Annotated in this window: 6 protein-coding genes; all 6 read right to left on the reverse strand. The window is 59.4% G+C overall.

Annotated features, from left to right (window positions below):
* Positions 1–234: 234 nt before the first annotated feature.
* The 6 genes from AC3Y2E_RS04085 to AC3Y2E_RS04110 all read right to left on the reverse strand — a co-directional run bounded on the left by AC3Y2E_RS04085 (position 235) and on the right by AC3Y2E_RS04110 (position 18581).
* Complete coding sequence (locus tag AC3Y2E_RS04085; RefSeq protein ID WP_379207419.1) at positions 235–1257, reverse strand: LacI family DNA-binding transcriptional regulator; 1023 nt, start codon at positions 1255–1257, stop codon at positions 235–237.
* 54 nt (positions 1258–1311) lie between these two features.
* A complete protein-coding gene (locus tag AC3Y2E_RS04090; protein WP_379207422.1) occupies positions 1312–2916 on the reverse strand; it encodes a DUF4127 family protein in 1605 nt (534 codons plus the stop codon).
* A gap of 1 nt (position 2917) precedes the next feature.
* Positions 2918–4303: an FAD-dependent oxidoreductase gene (locus AC3Y2E_RS04095; RefSeq protein ID WP_379207424.1), complete on the reverse strand. Its 1386-nt coding sequence runs from the start codon at positions 4301–4303 to the stop codon at positions 2918–2920.
* Positions 4304–4469: 166 nt separating this feature from the next.
* Positions 4470–5168, reverse strand: a complete 699-nt coding sequence (locus AC3Y2E_RS04100) for a hypothetical protein (protein WP_379207426.1) — start codon at positions 5166–5168, stop codon at positions 4470–4472.
* Between the two features lie 778 nt (positions 5169–5946).
* Positions 5947–6843, reverse strand: coding sequence for a hypothetical protein (locus tag AC3Y2E_RS04105; protein WP_379207428.1), 897 nt, complete (start codon positions 6841–6843; stop codon positions 5947–5949).
* A 278-nt stretch (positions 6844–7121) separates the two neighbouring features.
* Positions 7122–18581 (reverse strand): fibronectin type III domain-containing protein, encoded by an 11460-nt coding sequence (locus AC3Y2E_RS04110; RefSeq protein ID WP_379207430.1) that lies wholly within the window; start codon positions 18579–18581, stop codon positions 7122–7124.
* Positions 18582–18584: the final 3 nt, after the last annotated feature.

Here is an 18584-nt window from a genome sequence, read left to right on the forward strand (position 1 = left end):
TCCCTCCATACGACGGCAACTACCAATATTAGTATATTATTCCCATAGGATTAGTATGTTTAATTGTCAATCCATAATATATTAGGATGCCTAGCCTGTCAACCTTTATTAGTATACTAGAAAAGCCGTTTCTTCGTAGAAAAATCTACGAGAAGACGGCTTCGTCGTTATCGATGGATGGATCGGATGTATATGAAGGCGTTGAACTTGTCCGGCTAACGCAACAGGATCGCATTAACGGCTTCGCGAGCTGTCCCGGATCACGAGCCTGCTTTCGATGATAATATCGCTTGGCACGGACCGGTCGATCTGATTATGGAGCAGTTTCATCAGCAGCTGCGTCGCTTCCTGGCCGATCCTCCGCTTATCCTGCCGGACAGACGTCAGCGGTGGGGCGAAATATTGGGCCGCTTCGATATCGTCGTACCCGACGACGGCGACGTCCTGCGGGATACGCAGTCCCCGCTCCTTCATCGCTTCGATCGCTCCGAACGCCATCAGATCGTTGCCGGAAAATACGCCGTCAAACATTGCGCCGCCCTCCAGCAGCCGGCTCATCTCGGCGTAAGCCGTCTGCTTCTCGGCTTGTCCGAACAGCATGAGCGACTCGTCCGGTGCCAGACCGGCTTCTTCCAGCGCCTGCACGTAGCCGGCATACCGTTCGTTCTCGTGATACGTGTTAAGCAGCCCCCGGATCAAAACGATTTTGCGTTGTCCCTGATCGAGCAGATGCTTCGTTCCTTCATAGGCGCCCTTCCGGTAATCGGACGTCACGCAGAACAGCGGGATATTGTCGCTTAGCCGTTTGCCGACCAATACGAACGGAATGTCCCGCTCGTAATAATACTGCAAATACGACTCCTCAATCCGCTCCCCCATTATGATGAGCCCGTCCACTTTGCGTTTGTCGCCGATCCTTTTCCAATATTCGGCGTCCCGGTCGCTCCGGTTGGAGAACAGCACCAGATCGTAAGCGTTCAGCGTCGAATGGCTCTGGATACCCTGCAGCACTTCGAAAAATAGATGGTGCGACAAAAACAGGGGGCTATTGCCGAATACGACAACTCCGATATTTTCCGTCCGGCCTCCGGCCAAGCTTCGCGCCTGGGGATTGGGCACATAACCTGTTTCCGCTATTACGCCCAGCACGCGTTCCCGGACGGCCGGCTTCACGCCGGGCTGATTGTTAATGACCCGCGAAACGGTCCCTCTGGAGACGCCGGACAGTTTGGCTATGGACTCGAGCGTATACGACAATCGCTATCACCGCGCTTCTTTTTCTTTCATTATTTCAGTGTCGGGCGCCACTTGTCAAACTGTAGTTGGATCGCCGTCATCCGCAAGCGAGACCCGGACACGGACCTCCGCCTCGAACGTCCGGTTCCACGGCAACCGCACCGTGTCCAGCTCCGCGCCGATGATCGCGCCGCCCGCCCCTCCGGCGGCAGGGAACACAGGTCCGAGCAGTTGCGGCTTCGTCTTGTCGAACAGCTGACGCACGATCTCGGCGGCCTTGGAGTTAACCCGGTCGTAGTCCGACTCCAGATCCCACGGACTTCCGCTCAAACCCTGCTCCGATATCCAGCCATTGACTTCGCCTCTCGCCTGGGCCTGATAGCCCCATTCGTCCATCAGCCTGGAGAGCAGAAACGAATAATGCTCGGTATCCGCCTCCGTTTTATTGGAAGAGGAAGCGCCCATCGTCTGCAGCGTCCGCGCCACCGCATGCGCGATGCAGGTGCCGAGCGTATTGCCGGCTGTATTCCAGCCGGCATAAGCGGTAAGCCCCGTAAACAGCCGTTCGTCCAGCAAATACCGGACCAGCTCCACGTCTGAGGCGTTCGGCATCGCTACATCGGCGACGGCGACCCGGCGGCCTTGCAACATGTCATAACGGGCGCTTTCGACCAGATCGGTGAGCATATGGCGCGAATCGAAACAGGCTTTTAATCCGTGAGGCTCCTGACCGCCGTCCGGTTTACCCGACATCGGAGGGTTTACGGACAATATCAGTTCCGCTTCCTGAGCAGCGCCTACGACGATCGCGCCCGCCGACCACAGATGCGCCCTGACCGTCTCCTCCACGGGCCGGTCCTCAAAGGCCGGGATAGCCAGCTTGCCGGCTTCCGACGAAAACCGCGGATACACCTTCACCCGGCGGCCCGACAACGTCTGCATCATCCGGGTAAGCAGCGTCTGAGCCGCTTCGTCGGCGCCCGGGTACAGGATCGTCTTCGCTTGCGCCCGCTGCTCGTACATCACGCGCTGCAGCTCTTGCTGCTCAGGAATATGGACGCCCACCGGGCTTGCATCCTCCTGCGTAATCGCCAAGTAATCGATCACGCCTGCACCCGCCCATTCGATCAGCTTGAGGTGTACGAGTTTATTCCGCTCGCGCGCGCGGAAGAAGTCCTCCAGCACCTCTTGCGGAATTTGCGAGTGCACGCGGGCAAGCTCTTCCTCCAGGCCGCTCTCCTGCAGGCGGTGGACCCGGTCGTATAGCTTGGCGTAGTCGGCTACCAGCTTCCAATACTTGGCGAACAGCGCGTTTTTACCGGTAATCGTAATTCGCATCAGGACGCTGGCCACATAGATCGGCTTGGACGGATACCGTTCCTTGATCTCCCGCAGCACGTCCAGCGTCTCCATCGCCTGCTCGAAGCTTCTCTCGCAGGTTCTGGAGGCGATCAGCCCGCCGTAAGCGAGCTGATCGGCCGCCACGACGATGCCGTCCGCTTGCGAAGCCGCCTCGCTAAGCCAGTCCCGCACACCGGAACAATCGCCAGGCAGCATGAACCGGCCGAGCCGTTCGACCGGCGGCGTAAGCAGGCGGAACCCTCCGATCGCTGCGATCGATTCGGGAAACGACCGGCAGCAAGGCCGGCTGTCTAACGGGACTAAGGCGATAGGCTTCATCTTATCTCCCTTCCGGCTGCAGCCCGAGATTGCAACCCTGTTCGATCAGCTTCTCCTGAAGCAGCCGGATGTCCAGTTGCAGGGGCTCTGCCCCCGATACAGCGGCCAGCGCCGCCGCCGTGCCCGCCGCTTCCCCGATCGCCATCGCCGTCGGCGATACTCTCGCCGAAGCAAGCGCTTCGTGCGTAGCGGATATGCAGCGTCCCGCTGCAATCAGGTTACGCGCCGTATCGTTGAGCAGAGAGCGGTACGGGATGTCGTAGGATGAGGCGGACTTCATCTCGGTGGCGTCCAGATCGCCGCTGTCCGGAGAATGGATGTCGATCGGGTACGAACCCCGGGCGATCACATCGTCGAACTTGCGTCCGGCCAGCACGTCTTCACCGGTGAGTGTATACACGCCTTGCATGCGGCGCGATTCCCTCACGCCGATCTGAGTGCCGCAGTTGATCAAGACGGCGTTCTCGAAGCCCGGAATCCGCTTGTTCAGAAACCGCACCGCTTCCATGACCTGTCCGCGGGATACGATCTCCGCCTGCGTAAGCGCCTGCCCGTCGGTTGCGTCGTAACGGATAACACGGGTCATGTTAACGCTCACCTCACCCGGGGCCGGGAGCTCGAACAACAACACGCGGTCGCGCTCGATCGTCAGCTCGCCCGCTCGCCTCGCCTCGCGGACGAGCGAGAAGAAGCCCGACACGCCCACATGGGAGCAGTTCTCCCAGTCCTCGGCCAGCACGAACTCGTCCGGATGGAGCGCCATGTACGTTCTTACCCGTTGCAGATCGACGCCGCCCATCCGGAACATCATCGTCATCGGCTGAGCGAGACCGTCCTTTTCTCTTCCTTTAAGAAACGGAACGCCGGCTTGCCAGATCACATCCCCGTCCCCCGTACAATCGACGACTACCGGCGCTTGCACCGTCTGCGGCCCGGACTTGTTGTACACATGCAGCTGCTCGATCCGTCCTTCCGACACGTCCGCTCCGGTGACGACCGTATGCAGCATAAGCTCGACGCCGCTATCCACGCACATTTGCTGGAGCACGTATTTCAGCTTCTCCACATCGACCGGCGTGACGGACGGGGCGAAGCCGACCATATCTTTCACATGCCCCGGAGATCCTCCGAGCTCCACGAGTTTCGCTATCGCCTCTTCGGCTATGCCCAGGACGAGCTGTTCGTCTTTCGAATGAAAGCTTTGCATCGGCCCGACCAGAGCGTTCGTAATCATCCCGCCGAGGAAACCGTACCGCTCGATCAGCAGCGTCTTCGCTCCTCCGCGGGCGGACGCGATAGCCGCCGCCGTTCCGGACGGCCCTCCTCCCGCGACGATGACGTCGTATTGTCCCATGTTATCCGCGCTTCCTTGCTTGCTTGCCGTCATCCTAATCTCTCCTGTCCGTTTATCCTTATTTTTATCAGTTCCATACTACCGTTCACGAAAAGGCGGAGATCGTTAAATCCGATCGCAGAACCGTGAGCGCTCCCAAAAAACTATACTCAGATTTGGTTTTCGTGCAACTCATCGTTCGAGGCCTGAACGCAATCGCTCAGCCGTTTCCGTTCAGGGCGTCCATCGCCCGGCGGAAACGTTTCGTCGTCTCGTAGATCGACGACGCCTCGGTCCCCGTTACGATCGCTCCGATCATGACGCCGCGCACGCCGGTCAATTGCAGCGCTTCCAGATCGTCGGGAGTAATGCGGCGCTGGCTCGGTACGACAACAGGTTTGCCCGACGCTTCGACAAGTCCTCGGTAGGCGAGCAAATCCCGGACCGTCAGCGGGGTGCCGTATTCCGTCCCCGGTACGATCGACGCCTCCAATACGTCAATCGGCAGCGTCCAGAACGACGCCGCTTCCCGTTCCGTGTAGTCGCCGCTGACGGCGGCCATCATACTGATTCTGCGCTCTGTGCAGATCCAGGCGGGGGCATGATGGGCGTACAGCGAGACGAAGTCGAAGCCGTAACCAACGAGCCGGTCGATCGTCTCCTTCGTCACCTTCTCGGGCGAATCCCCCGGCACGCAGCCGATCGGCCCCGGGAATATCCGGGCGATCTCTTCCGCGAGCCCGGCATATTGCTCCGGCTTCCCGAACATCGTTCCGCTGGCCCGGTGCTCGACATTAAAATGTATTTTTATCGCATCCGCCCCTCCTTCCACCGCCGCCTGTATCATAGAAAGCGAGTTGGAAGGCACGCTGACGATCAAAGCCATCTTCTGCCGCAGCAGGTCTACCAGTTTCTTCATCGTGTGACTACCTCCTGACTGTCCATCTGGGAGCGCTCCCGAAATGGAATGAACATAAGCCTATCCACAAGTTATCGCAACTCCTTTCGCTTGTCAACCATCTATCTTCGCGCGTCTGCCCTTCCTTGTCGCAGACGGGCATTCATACGGACTTAGGATGAAAAGCCGTGATAGGGCGGGCGTGTGATAGAACCGGGGATGGTGCGAGCGGGTGGGGGTCCCGGGCTGATGGTACAGGGCCGATGATTCAGAGCCGATGGAGAAGTGCTGAAGATGTAGTGCTGATCATGCAAGGAAGATGGTGCCACGTTGTTGGTATTGAGACGATGGTGCTCTGCTGATGGTGCTGAGCAGATGGTACTAGGCTGGATTACCCACGCTGACGATGCAGAGCTGGTGGTTCAAGACGCTAGTTGAGTAATCGGTCGCCGGCTGGCTGCAGCGGAAGGGTCATTTCCGTCATTCAAGGAACCCCTCGGATTCAGCAATAAACCGGAAGAATCATTTCCGCTATTCACGTAATCCCCCCCGATTTCAACTTTAACCGGAAGAAACACTTCCGTTATTCCCGCAAAAACGAGCCTCGCTCGTCCTTTACCCCTAAATAGCGGAAGCAAATCTTCCTCTATAAGCCGATCTGAAGCGCAATCGTTCAAATAAAGGAAGTTTTTCTTCCGCTGTCGCTGTCACTGCCGCCTCTGTCAATTATGGCCTCTGCCAGTCGGTTCGTTCACAAAATTTCAACCCCGAACCGCCTAGCGGGAAGCCGCACGCCAAATCACAAAGCCCGAATCCGATGCTGAAGCAGATCGGCAAGCTCTTCGGCCCGGTCCCACACGAACGGGCGCACCTGATCCGTCTGGATCGGCAGACGGTCCGCCTCCTTCCGGTTCACCGTCCAGACGACCGGTACGTCCAGGCCGAGCGCCAGCCCTGCGGCAAAGTACACTTCGGGCGATGGCACCGATAAATCCGCGATCAGCAGCTTGCTGCCGGACATGAGCCGGATCGTATCGTCTCCGACCTTGCCCGCCTCCGGCTTGCCGGCCAGTCTCGGAAAGTACCCGCACCCTTCGAGTTTCGGAAATACTTTCTCGGCCCATTCCGTCCGCATCTCCTCGTGATCGGCCAGTATTACGAAGCAGGGCTTCAACTGTTTGCCTCCGGCTTTGGCGGCCGCTTCCTGCCACCCTTTGTCCGTCAGCCGGATGGTCGATCCGGCCCGCTCGATCAGCCGTTCTTCCCGGAGCTTCTCTATAATATGGATGAACTCCTGCAAGTTCGGCGAATACGTCAAGTTGTACTGCTCGGGCAGTTGCCGGATGACGACCGCTTCGTTCGGCCCCGAACAACGCCTGTGGAAATAAGTGAGCAGCAGGTCGGCCTTCTCTTCGATCGAGGCCGGTACGCGCGGAGACTCGCAGATCGGCTCCAGATCGTCGATCGCCAGAGCAACCGTTTCTCCGCATTCGCTCATGTCGCGGATATAACCGGAGACGATCGGGAACGTCTGGTGCTTCACTTGATAAGAAAGCGCGGCAAACGGCTCATAGCTGTCCGTACGCAAACTGTAGTGGCTGTCGGGCGCACAACTGCAGCCGACAAACCAGCTGTATTCGCCCTTTTCTTTGACCGGCACGATTTTATCACAAAATAGACAACGTTTCGTTATCATTTGCTGTCGTCACCCCCTATAAGTGCGAGTTCAAAAAGTCCGGTTTTCAGCACCGAGAAGATGGGATGAAGCTAGGAAATGAGGACGGAGTGTAGTGGGTGCTTTTGTGAGCACCGGAAGTTCCGGCTGAATTTCCATATTCGATGTCGAGCAGGCTTCCTGTATCTGCTTCGTGATCAAAAGTGGACTTTTTGAACTATCTCTATAAGGAATGTTCGTATCCGATCTTCCGGATAAGGGGGCAAGGCAAAAGCCGCCCTCACCGGGCGGCTTCTGACCTACTCGCTTATATATCCGTAACGGGCCAGCAAACGCAGCAGCAGAACAGCCGCCTGCGCGCGGGACGCTTCTGCCTGAGGTTCGATCGTCCGTTCCGTCATCCCCTGGATGAAACCGAGACTGACGGCGCGGGCCATACCGCTCTTCGCCCATTCCGAGATCCGGCCGGCGTCTTCGAATCGGTCCAGCGACGTGTCGCCGTCAGGCTGCTCCGAAGCGTCGCGGCTAAGCAGATTTACGGCCCGGCCGACGAACAGCGACATTTCTTCGCGCGTCACCGGATCGCCCGGACGGAACATGCCGTCTGCGCCTTGCGCAATCCCGGCGCGGGATGCCGTTTCGACGTACGCGTAATACCACGCTTCCTTCGAAACGTCCCGGAAAGTCGGTGCTTCCGGAGCATCCAGCTTTTGCAAACCGGCACCGATCAGCGTCTCGACGAGCATCTTCATCATTTCCGCGCGGGTGATCGCCCGGTCCGGCTCGAACCGGTTCTCCGATACCCCGTTCACGATATGTCGGCTGACGAGAACATCTACGTCCGGCCGGCTCCAGTGCCCCGCCAAATCGCTAAAGCTGCGTTCATACAGAAGTATGGCGTACTGGCCGGATTCCGTCACGTCCCTGCGGACCCGATGCTCCTTCTCCTGTACAATTCCCCCGACATATCCCCATCCGGCCGCAGCCATCGTGTCCCGCTTATACAATCCAAGACGGGCTGCATCCAATCCGTTTAACAGAGCAGGGTCGTATTCGATCAGCAGCGTTAGCGGCTGCTTCGGTCGGATCGTCCCGAGATTCAGCTCGTAAACCGGGGATGTTAACGAATATCCCGATCCCGGCTGCGCCGCCGGGCTTTCGCTTTGCACGACCGTCAGCTTGCTGCCCGCAGGGACAGCCCCTTCCTGCACGACTACCTTCACTTTGCCGTCATATGCGGAGTATGTTCCGCCTTTTTGCTCAATGATCCATTCCGAGCCTGCTCCCGGTACTTTCGGAGGAACCGGCGCATATCCGCCTCCGCCGCCCGGACCCGGCAGCGGTTTGCCGTTCGCCGCCTTCGTCGCGGCAGAGAGCTGACTTCCTATCGACGGGTTACCGCTCCGGTCCACAGCCTGGATCGTGAGCTCATATTCGGTATTCGGCTCCAGTCCCGAGATCGTATACGTCCCGACTCCCGGATCGACAGCGGCCGTCTTCGCCAGGGCGAAGCTTCCGGCCGGCTTCCAGCTCAGATTCAGCTTCGCCAGATCCGGAGCGGCCGGATCGGTCCAAGCGACCTGGAGACGGTCCGATTCCGCTGCGGTTACCTTCAGATCAAGGATCGGAAGCGGCGGAGAGTAATCGTCCCGTTCGCGCTCTCCGATCGTACGCGTCAGTACGACTCCGGCCGATTCGTTGCCGTTCGTATCGGCGGTTGCCAGCCGGAACGAATAGTCGCCCTGCTCCAGTCCGCTCACCGACACCCATTTCATCCCTTTGCTCACATCAAGCGGAGCACCATAGGACGGATCGGACGATTTTTTCCAGTATACGCGCACTTTATCGAAATCCGGGTCTGCCGGGTCGTTCCAGATCAGCGTAATCGAATCGGACGTCATTCCTTCTCTGACTTCGACTACATCGGAAGGGGGAGCAATATCCTGCCCGGACACCGCAACCGTACGGTGGACATCGGCTTGAAGCGGAATGTCCGCATAGCTTGTAACCGAACGGCTTACCGTTACTTCATACGACTCGCCGGCCGTCAGCGGCGCCGCAGGCTGGAACCGGATGCCATTCGCAAGCGTCCGGTCGCCGACCGTCACCGGTCCGATCCCGTACACGCTTCCGGTGACGGTGCCTTCCCGTCCGTCTAAGCGGATCAGCTCCGGCGCCAGATCGTCCGCGTTAACCGGCTTCGAGAAGTAGACGTCCACCGAGCCGCCTCCCGGCTGGGCCGTAACGGAAGTAACTTCCGGCGGCTGATAAGATACGATCGGAACGTTCACGTCGAAATGCGGCGGCGGCACTTCCATCTCATGGCTGTAGGCCGTCTCATACCCTTCCTTCTCATACATGACCTGCCATCTGCCCTTCGGCACGTCCCAGCCGTACCGCCCTTCCCCGTTCGTATACTGAGGATTGGCCTGACCGTACCAGGCGGCATCCCAGACGTTCCATAATCCGCTGACCGGATCTTGCTCCAGCACGGTGGCCTTCACATCCGGAACGCGATTGTCCGGCAGCCCTTCGTACACATAACCGCTCGGGTCCCATATAAATTTCGGATCGGCTTGCGGTTTTTTCTCCGGATAAGGCTTCAGCTTGCACTTAAATTGATCCAGCGCCTTCTCCAGCTTGCCTTGTTCGTCTTCGACGAGCGAGTCGAGCACGTTTTCCGCCAGCAGCCCGCTCAGCCAGAACCCAAGAGCCGTACTGAGCCCGAGCGTTTCGGGACCCAGAACGAGACCGGCCGCCTGAAGCGTCCACTTGATCCCTTCATGGATCATGATCGTCGTGCCGATTTCCTCCGCCCATCTCGTGTAATACTCGCTAGCTCTCGGATCACACAAATTTTGCGCACGGATCAGCAGCTTCTCGGCTTTTTCGAACAGTTTCGATGCGCCTGCGAGATCCTTTAAGCTTTTTAGTTTGTCAATCAGCGCCATAACATCCGGCACGTGATCGGTCAGGGCGTCAAGCGTCAGTTGAAGCGCGAGCTTGATCATTTCTTTTTTGCCGCCGGACATGATGCGGACTTCGCCCTGGCCAGCTTTGCCCGTCGTCCCGGCCGCCTTTTGGCCGAGCCGCTGCAAGCCTGCGGCCAGACTTCCCGCTTCCCTGATTTCTTCCGCCGGAATGTTGATGCTGAAATCGATGACGAGCGAATTGCCCTTTTTCTTGTAACTGACCGACGTGCCGTAGACGGGAAGTCCGGTATACTCCGCCTGCCTGTATTCGTCCGGCGTCGGCTCGTAATCCGGCATTCGCTGAACCGTAATCTGCGCCTGCGCATTCATATCGCCGGGCACTTTGGCGTCGATCACCGCCGACTTGGCCGAGTCCGCCGTCCCGTTAAGTACGGCATTTAAGTCCGCGTCGGGAATCGTGATTTTCTCGATCGAATAATTTTGCATACGGGACGGCAGCCGGCTGCGGAACTGCTCCTCTGTCGGCATGCCGCCAACCGTATCCGGAACCCACTTCGGCTTGACCCGGTAGGACACCCATACCGGACCGATATCGTCTGTTGTCGGAATGGTCGCCTTGAATAAGTCATCCACCTTTTGAGCATTAGCGATGTTGTTGCCCATCTGCACCGTTACGTCGCTAATGCGTTCCGGCTGGCTGAAGCTCATCTCGAACAGGAACGGCTTACCCGGCACGACGACGTAGGGGAATATAGCCTGCCCTTCGGACGGGCGGAACGTCATCCTGCGTCCATCCGCCTGCATCATCGACATTTCCTCCAGCAGCGCCGCTTCAGGATCAATGCTCACGAGAGCCGTCGCGCTCGATACGTGCCGTCCGCCGACGACCGTCTCCGCCCGCAGCCGGTGTTCGGGCTCGCGGGATTCGGGCAATTGTACGGAAAGGTACCAATATCCGGCCGGCGAGCTTACCGCCTGACCAAGCGGCACATTTCCGTCATATACGGTCACCTGTTCACCCGCAGGCGCCTTTCCGTTCACTTTCATCGAGTAACCGGTAACCGTCTCCGGCGCCGCAAGCGTGATCGGCACCGTATCAATCGGGAGCACTCCGAGAAACTCCTCGCGTTCCTCACCTCCGTACGCATAGTGCAGCGAAGCGGACAAAACCTTCTCCTGATTCGAGTCCACCTGGTCGATCGACAGCTGGAACAATACGACTCCCGAAGCGCCTGCCCCAACAGTTCCCACCGGAATCTCCGCAGTTTGTCCCTGCACCCGTGCTTCGCCCGGTTGTCCCCCCACCGTGACGCTGCCCGGTACAATCGCGGTGCCTTCCGGCAGCCCGATCGTAAGCTTCGATTGCTCCGCCTGCCCCCGGGGTTCTCCCGTATTGGCGTAGCTGATTCGGATAGCAGCTGCACTGCCAAGCGTGGCCGGTCCGGACAAAAGCTGGAGACTCGTTCCGCTTCTGCCTTTGAACTTCCCGCTGCTGCTCAGCCGAATGTCGCCGAGCGGCTTCAATTCGCCCGCCCCGAGCCGGAAGCTTACGGTTTGAGCAGCCGTTGGACGAGACGGGTTGTCGCTGACATACAGCATGTAATTACCTTCCTCGGCAATGTCCAGTCTAAAAGGTCCGCTGTTCAGCCAAACGATCCGCTGCAAATTCAACCGTCCCTGCTCGCTCAGCCGGTACAAATCCCCCCGGTAGCTTGCCGAAGCGGAGCCCTCCGGATAAACGATCGAACCGGTAACCGACGAGCCGGCGCTTTCGAGATACAGATCAACGGCGCCGTTCCGGTTCTCGTCGATCGTCGTCTCCGCACAACCCTTGGACAGACCGGCCTCCCGGCCGTCGGCGCATATTTTGACGACATCGCCCTCCTGCGCCCGGATACGCGCCGGGTTCCCGTGCTCCAGCACCGAATGCGTGGACGTCAGGTGCATATGGATCGCGACTCTCCAATCGAGATCGAGCGGACCTTGCCAATTGCCGCCGGGCAATTTGGTATACAAATTAATGTTGATCCTCGCATCCATGTTCAGCAGCTTCGGGTCTCTCTGAACCCGCTCGCCTTCCGTTACGTCCATACGGGCCGGCTTCGAACGCACCAGCGCATTCGATTTGCTTACCGCCTCCACAGTGACGGAGCCTGCCGGCACTTCCATGCTGTACATGCCGTTCTCGTCAACCGCTGCGACGCTGCGGAACGATTCATTGTAGATGTGGACGGCGGCGTCCGGGGTCGGCTTGCCAGCCGGGTCCAAGGCGCTGCCGAACAATGTACCGCTAGGCTTCGCCACCGGTGAGACCGACTGCTCATAATGCTCCCGGTCCAGCACGAAGGAAGCGGTGAAGGGCTTATAGGCCGGCTGATCGCTCATGTCCGTCGTTAAGGTGACCGTTTCCCCGACGAACAACGCTTTTTGGGAGACGATGATACCGTCCGGTCCCGTCGTCCCTTGGTCGACCGACCCGCGCTTTCCGCGAAGGACGTATTTCACGTTCGGAAGCGGCTGGCCTTTGGCGTCAAGTACCGTGATGCGCACTCTGGCCGGCGGCTCCAGTTGAACTTCCGTCTGCAATCCGTTTTGAATGCCGATGTTTGCCTTATTCCAAATAACGGTTCTGTTGCTGCCCATAATCGTGAACGAATAATCCGTTCCGGAAGGAAGCGGAATCGCAATCTCCCCGCCGCCCGTCCCGATCTCGCTCCACGTTGCGTACGATTTCCCCCGGACGGTTATATTGCCGTCGTATTTCCCGAAATCTTCCGGTATCGGATATACGTTCACTTTCAGTTTGCCGGCAACCGGATAATACAGTCCGGTCACCTCTCTTTCCGCGCTCCGGCCGGAAGCGTCCGTGACGGACAGTTTTACGCGTCGCACCTCGGAGATCCCATCATCCAGCACAAACGTCCCTTTGTACCCGTTCGGAGCTTCGGGGTCCGGCTCCATCGCGATTTCTTTCGTCTGCTGCGCCGGCTCTTCCAGCAGTTGCCCGGCAGCGTCGAACCACGTTTTATACTCCAATGTCATCTTGGCGCTGCGGTTCGCTTCGCCTTTGAACCGGACCTGGAGGCCGCTGCCCGTTACGGCATATTTCGAGCCGCCCACCCGGATCGTATCCACGTTCCATACCGGATCGGCAATCGACAATTCCGGAGTAAAAACGGTCACTTCGTCGGAGAAAGGAATCTGCGTGCCCGCTGCAGTCCGTTTGTACACCTCATATGAATACGAAGCTCCGCTTGCCAGTCCCGTATCGGTGAACTTCGTAACCGACGGATCGTTTACTCGGCCGACTTCGACCGGAGCGGCGCCGCCTGTCTTCCGGTAAATCACGAAGCCCGCCAAATCCGTTTCGTCCGCCGGAATCGTCCACGTGATGTCGGCGATCCCGCCGCCGGCATAGACGACCTGGAGGAACACGCGGAGATGGACGGTCGCTTCCGCCGTCAGCCCCTGACGGACCGTATATCCTTGATCCGATTCCCTCAAAGGCAGCTCGCGGCCAAGCGAGGAGCGGAGCTTCAGCTCATAGCCTTCGCCTGAAGGGAGACCGCCGAACGTATAGGAGCCGTTGCCGGTCAGCGTTACTTTCTGTTCGCCCTGCAACGCGCCGCCGCTCAGCGTCAGCACCGCATTTTGGAGCCTCGATCCGTCCTCGGAGCGGATGTGCAGCTTCAAGCTGCCGCCTACGGGAATATCCAGCGTCTTGCTCAGCTTCGCGGATGCGGCCGCTACAGTTAAAGTTACTTCCGCGCTGCGGATCAGCTTGACGCCCTCCGGGATGGCGAATTCTCCCGCATAAAGCGGACTTGCCGCACCGGAAGCGGTAAGCGGGATAAGCAAGCTGTCAGTCGTATCGTCCGCCTTCACATAGTCGATACGGGCTTCTGCGCTCCCACCGGGACTTCCTTCCGCTTCGAGCCGCACTGTTCCGTTCAGATAAGCGTAGCCGGAGCCGCTCCGCTCGGTCGTCGCCCTGACGTCGTTTAACCGCACCTCCGATCCGCTCTTTGTCGCCGCAACGACCGTTAATCCGTTCGCACTCTCGTTTCCTGCCGCATCCACCGCTTTTACCGTAAATGTATATTCAGTACCGGGCAGAAGCCCCCAAACGGTTCCTTCCGTTGCAGGATCGGGAAAAGAGACGTAAGTTGCGCCGCCGTAATAAACACGATAGCCCGTAACAGCACGGTCGTCGCTTGCCGCCTGCCAGCTCAGCGTCACAAAGTCGGCTCCCGCTTCCTTCACCAGGGCGCGGCCACCCTCCGGGAACACCGGAGGAACCGTATCGTCGGGAGGCGGCGCCTGCAAAAGTGCGAGGAACAGATCGGGTACACCGTTCGTATCGCCCGTGATCAGATCGGAAGCTTCCGATTCGAACACCACGTACGTTCCGTCGCCGCTGACCGCGGGCACTCTGGAGCTGCCGCCCCCCCATCCGCCTGCATACGTAAGACTTAGCGGAGCCGTCTCCCCGGTAAGCCGATCGAACGCATATACGTCGTATACGCCGTTGGAGTCGCCTGCAGCCAGATTGGCCGCTCTCGAAGCGTAAAGGACATACCGGCCGTCGCCGCTTATGGAAGGCGATTCGCTGTCTCCGTCCGGCAGTCCTCCGGTGACAGAACGGCTAGCCGCAACCGTCTCATCCCGGTCCCGGTCGTACACGTAAATAACCGGAAACAGATTATAATCGCTGTGATCTTCGTACTTGAACGCCACGTAACGTCCGTCCTCGCTAATGGACGGATCGTAGGAAATCGTCCGGTCGCCCGGGAATGTCGAGATCCGCTTGACCGTTTTGTCGGGAATATGGAATAAATAAACGTCCAGGTAGCGGTCCGTATCGGTCCGGTCCATGTTGCTTCCTTCCGTAGCGAAAGCAATATACTGACCGTTGCCGCTAATCACAGGCGGACCGCTGTCGTCGTTCGCGATCGTTCCGTCCGCCAGCCGCAGCAGCGACACGGAGTCCGTCTCCCGCTCGTACAGGTATACATTCAGCTGCTCCGGTGCGTCCGGCACCAGCTTGGCATAGGAAAGGAAGACAATTCTCGAGCCGTCGCCGCTTATAGCCGGCCTGTAGCTGTCGCCGTTGCCCGCCCCGCCTTCGGCCGGATAGCTGATTTTGGCCATACGTCCGGTATGCCGGTCGTACAGAAACACATCCGCCGCCGGGCCGGCCGCGTCGTCCGTTATCAGATTCCCGGCATATGAGGTAAAGACGATATATCGCCCGTCGCCGCTAATTTTCGGTTCGAAGCTCATCTGGTCGGCGGAAGCTCCGTTTCCGGTTTTACTGATCAGCTCGATCGTGTCGGCAACGCGGTCATACAGGAATACATCCGTTTTTCCGTTCTCGTCCCGTTCGACCAAATTGTCCGCATCCGAATCAAATACGACGTATCTTCCGTCATCGCTCACATCCGGACGCAAGCTCGTTTGGTTGCTTTGTTCCCCGGAGCCGGAGACGTTTACGCGGGTGATTTGCCGCCCTTGGGTCACACGGGCTGTGGCCGGGGCGCTTTCGGAACGGTTGCCGTCCGCATCTAGGCTGACGAGCACGACCTCGTATTCGGTTCCGTTCGTAAGTCCGTGCATAGCCGCCGTCTGTACGCTCGGCGCGATCCGAGCCGTTTCTTTGTAGCCGATCGCCCCTTTCTTCCGCCACTTCACGATGGTCCCGACATAATCGAGAGAAGCCGGGTCGGTCCAGCCGACCTCCAAACCTCCGAGTTCCGGCAGCAATGCGATGCCGCTTGCGGTTTCCGGCGGCGTCGTCTCAGGCTGGGCAAGCGTCGAAGCCGACGCCGATATCCGCGCCGCGCTCCAGTTGTAGAACGTATCGCCCGGCTCTACGGCGAACGAGTACGTTCTGCCCGGCGACAATCCGGTAACGAGATAAGCCGGTTCCGGTACGATATCCAGCAGTACGCCGTCGCGGTATACCTTATAGATCGCCGGACTTGCTTCATCCAGCGCCGGCGTCCAGCGGAGCGCCGCATAGGTGCCGCCCGTTTGCGCTGCAGCAAGAGCGGCGCCTTCGCCCCATACGGGCGGTGTCCGGTCGCTGTTCGCGTAAACCGGCAGTTCCCTGAAATAGATATGCCCGTAAGAGGATTCTCCTTCCGGTTCGCCTGCCAAGTTGGAAGCGACCGAATCGAAAACCGCATATTTGCCGTTCCAGCTTACAGCTCCGCGGATGCTGTCGGCGTTGCCCGGCTCGCCAGCCGGAGATGCGCTCATCAGCTCCGTCTGAAGGGTCTCGCGGTCGTGCAGGTAGACGTTCCGGTTGTACGCGCCCGGGTGCAGCTCATCGTTCGAGTAAAACACGATCCACCTGCCGTTCGCGCTGATCGAGGGCGATTCGTTCGATCCGAAGCCCGGTTCCGCCGACAGGGTCACGTTTACGATCTCCGTCGTTTTCGCGATTCTGTCGCGGACGAATAAATCCAGGTTGTAGCTGTCGTCACCCGGAATAAAATTGTTCGCATACGACGTAAAAACGACATACCGTCCGTCCGCGCTGATCGATCCGCTCTCGCTGGCGGAGTTCCCCTCTTCGCCCGAAGAAGATAGGCTGACCCGTTCGGTAAGACCCGTCTTCCGGTCGTACACGAACACGTCTGATCTGCCGTTCGTATCGCCCGGCACCAGATCGTGCTCATCGGAGGTGAACACAATATATCGGCCGTCCGGCGTCATCGAGATCCGGGTCGTGTGGGGATACTTGAAGCTGCCGTACATCCGGTCCGTAATCCGGGTTGTCTGACCGCTCCACCGGTCCTTGACGAATACGTCCCAATTGTTGTTGAAATCATCCTCCACACCGTTCGTCCCGTAAGAAGCAAAGGCGACGTACCGGCCGTTCTCGCTCATCGCATACGGCCTCTCGTACACGTATACGTAACCGGCGCTTACGTCTTCGGCTACTTTTTCCAAACCGCCCGTCTCGCCGTCGTACAAGTAGAGATCTTCCGTCGAGCCGGACTCCGGAGCGGCGAGCAAGTTCGTCGCGAAGGAAGAAAACAGGATGAATCTGCCGTCCATGCTCATAACCGGCGCATGACTGCTGCCGTTGGCCTCCAGACCGCCTTGCGACATGCTGATCCGTTTCGTCATCCGGTTCATTCTGTCGCGGAGGAAAATGTCTTCCTTGCCGTTCGTATCGCCCGCGACCAGATTGGCCGCTTCGGAGCCGAACACCACCCACCTGCCGTCCTCGCTGACGGACGAATACCGGCTGTCGCCGTTCCCCGGCTCGCCAAGCCCATTCACGCTGATCTTTTCCGTAACGATGGGCGGCTTCGTCTGGATCGTCACGTACGGGCCGTCTGTCGTCCGATTGCCGGACAAATCGGCCGCTTCGACCTTGAACACGTAAGTGGTGCCGGGCGTCAGTCCGCGAATGTTCGCCGGAGATTCGGAACCCCCCGGCAGCGGCGCCCCGTCCCGATATAAAACGTACCGGATGAGTCCGGTCTCGCCGCCCGCCGGCGTCCATTCCAGCCGGACCGCATTGTGACCGACCGCCGGTGCGTGGATAGCGCTCCCGGCCGGCCATACCGGAGCCGTCCGATCCCCGGGGTCGGGTAGAACGGATAACAGCGTCCGATTCATGCTCCATGACGTACCGGATGCACCGGCCGTTATCGCCTGGCGCACCTCGCCCGCCGTGAGCTCCGGCTGTACGGCGCGAACGAGCGCCGCAGCTGCCGCGACATATGCGGCGGCGCTGGCCGAACCGGTTTTCGTGCCGTACTGCCCGGACGGCAGCGCGCTTAGGATCTCCTCGCCGGGCGCCATGACGGTTGTTCCCGGATTCGATCCGGCCAACGGGACCGACAACCGGCTCAAGGCTCCCGCCGATATCACCTGCGGCAGCGCCGCCGGGTAGTACGCGTCGGTTTCCCCGTTGCGCACCGGCGTTCCGTCGTCTCCGCCCCCCGCTACTATGACGATCTGCTGCGCATAAGCTTCTGCGATCACACCGGACAAGTAGGCCGGAGGATCATACTCCCTGAACCCGGGGCCGATGTAGATGACGCTTACCCGCTCACCCGACGCTCCTCTCCACTCCATCGCTCTGCTGACTGCAGCCGCTACGTTAAAAGCGCTGTCGGCCGCCTGAACCGGCAAAATCGATACCGGCATCGTCCCGGCCGCGCCGGTTATCCCGATCCCGTTGTTGGCAGTTGCGGCGATGATGCCTGCGGCGTGCGTTCCCCGCTCTTCCCCGCCCGTCAGCTTGTTCACGGCCCGTATCCCCGGAGCCGTATCCACGCACGGAATCTCTCCGTCACCCGAGCAGTCGATCAGCGGCAGCAGCTTGCCGGCAAGATCCGGATGGGCCGTGTCGAACCCGTTGTCGATGACGGCTACGACGACCGGCGGCATGGCACCGTAAGCCGCGCGGGTAACCGTATTCCACGCCGCTTCCGCTTCGATCGCCCCGAACGCCCATTGCTGCGGCAGCAGCGGATCGTTCGGAAGCAAAGAAGCCGGGCCGTATACCGCTCCCGTCACTCCAAATCCCGACGGCCCTCCGGGCGCACCCGGAGGCCGCTCCAGCGTCGCGGCCTGAATCGTGCGGATTTCCCCCGCGTTATCCGCGCCTTCTCCGCTTGAATTTAACCCGCCTCCGCTTAACAGTTTCTCCAGCAGCTCTTTGGCCTCCGCAGCCGTCAAACCGTCTACATCCGACGACGACGCTTGAAGGACCGGCGATAACGTGCTCATCAAAATAATAACGACCAAACAGGCGTGAACGGTTCGTCTCCACCAGTCCCGCTTTCCTCTGCGCAAACTCAAAAC

The organism is Paenibacillus sp. MAH-35, from assembly GCF_058135425.1.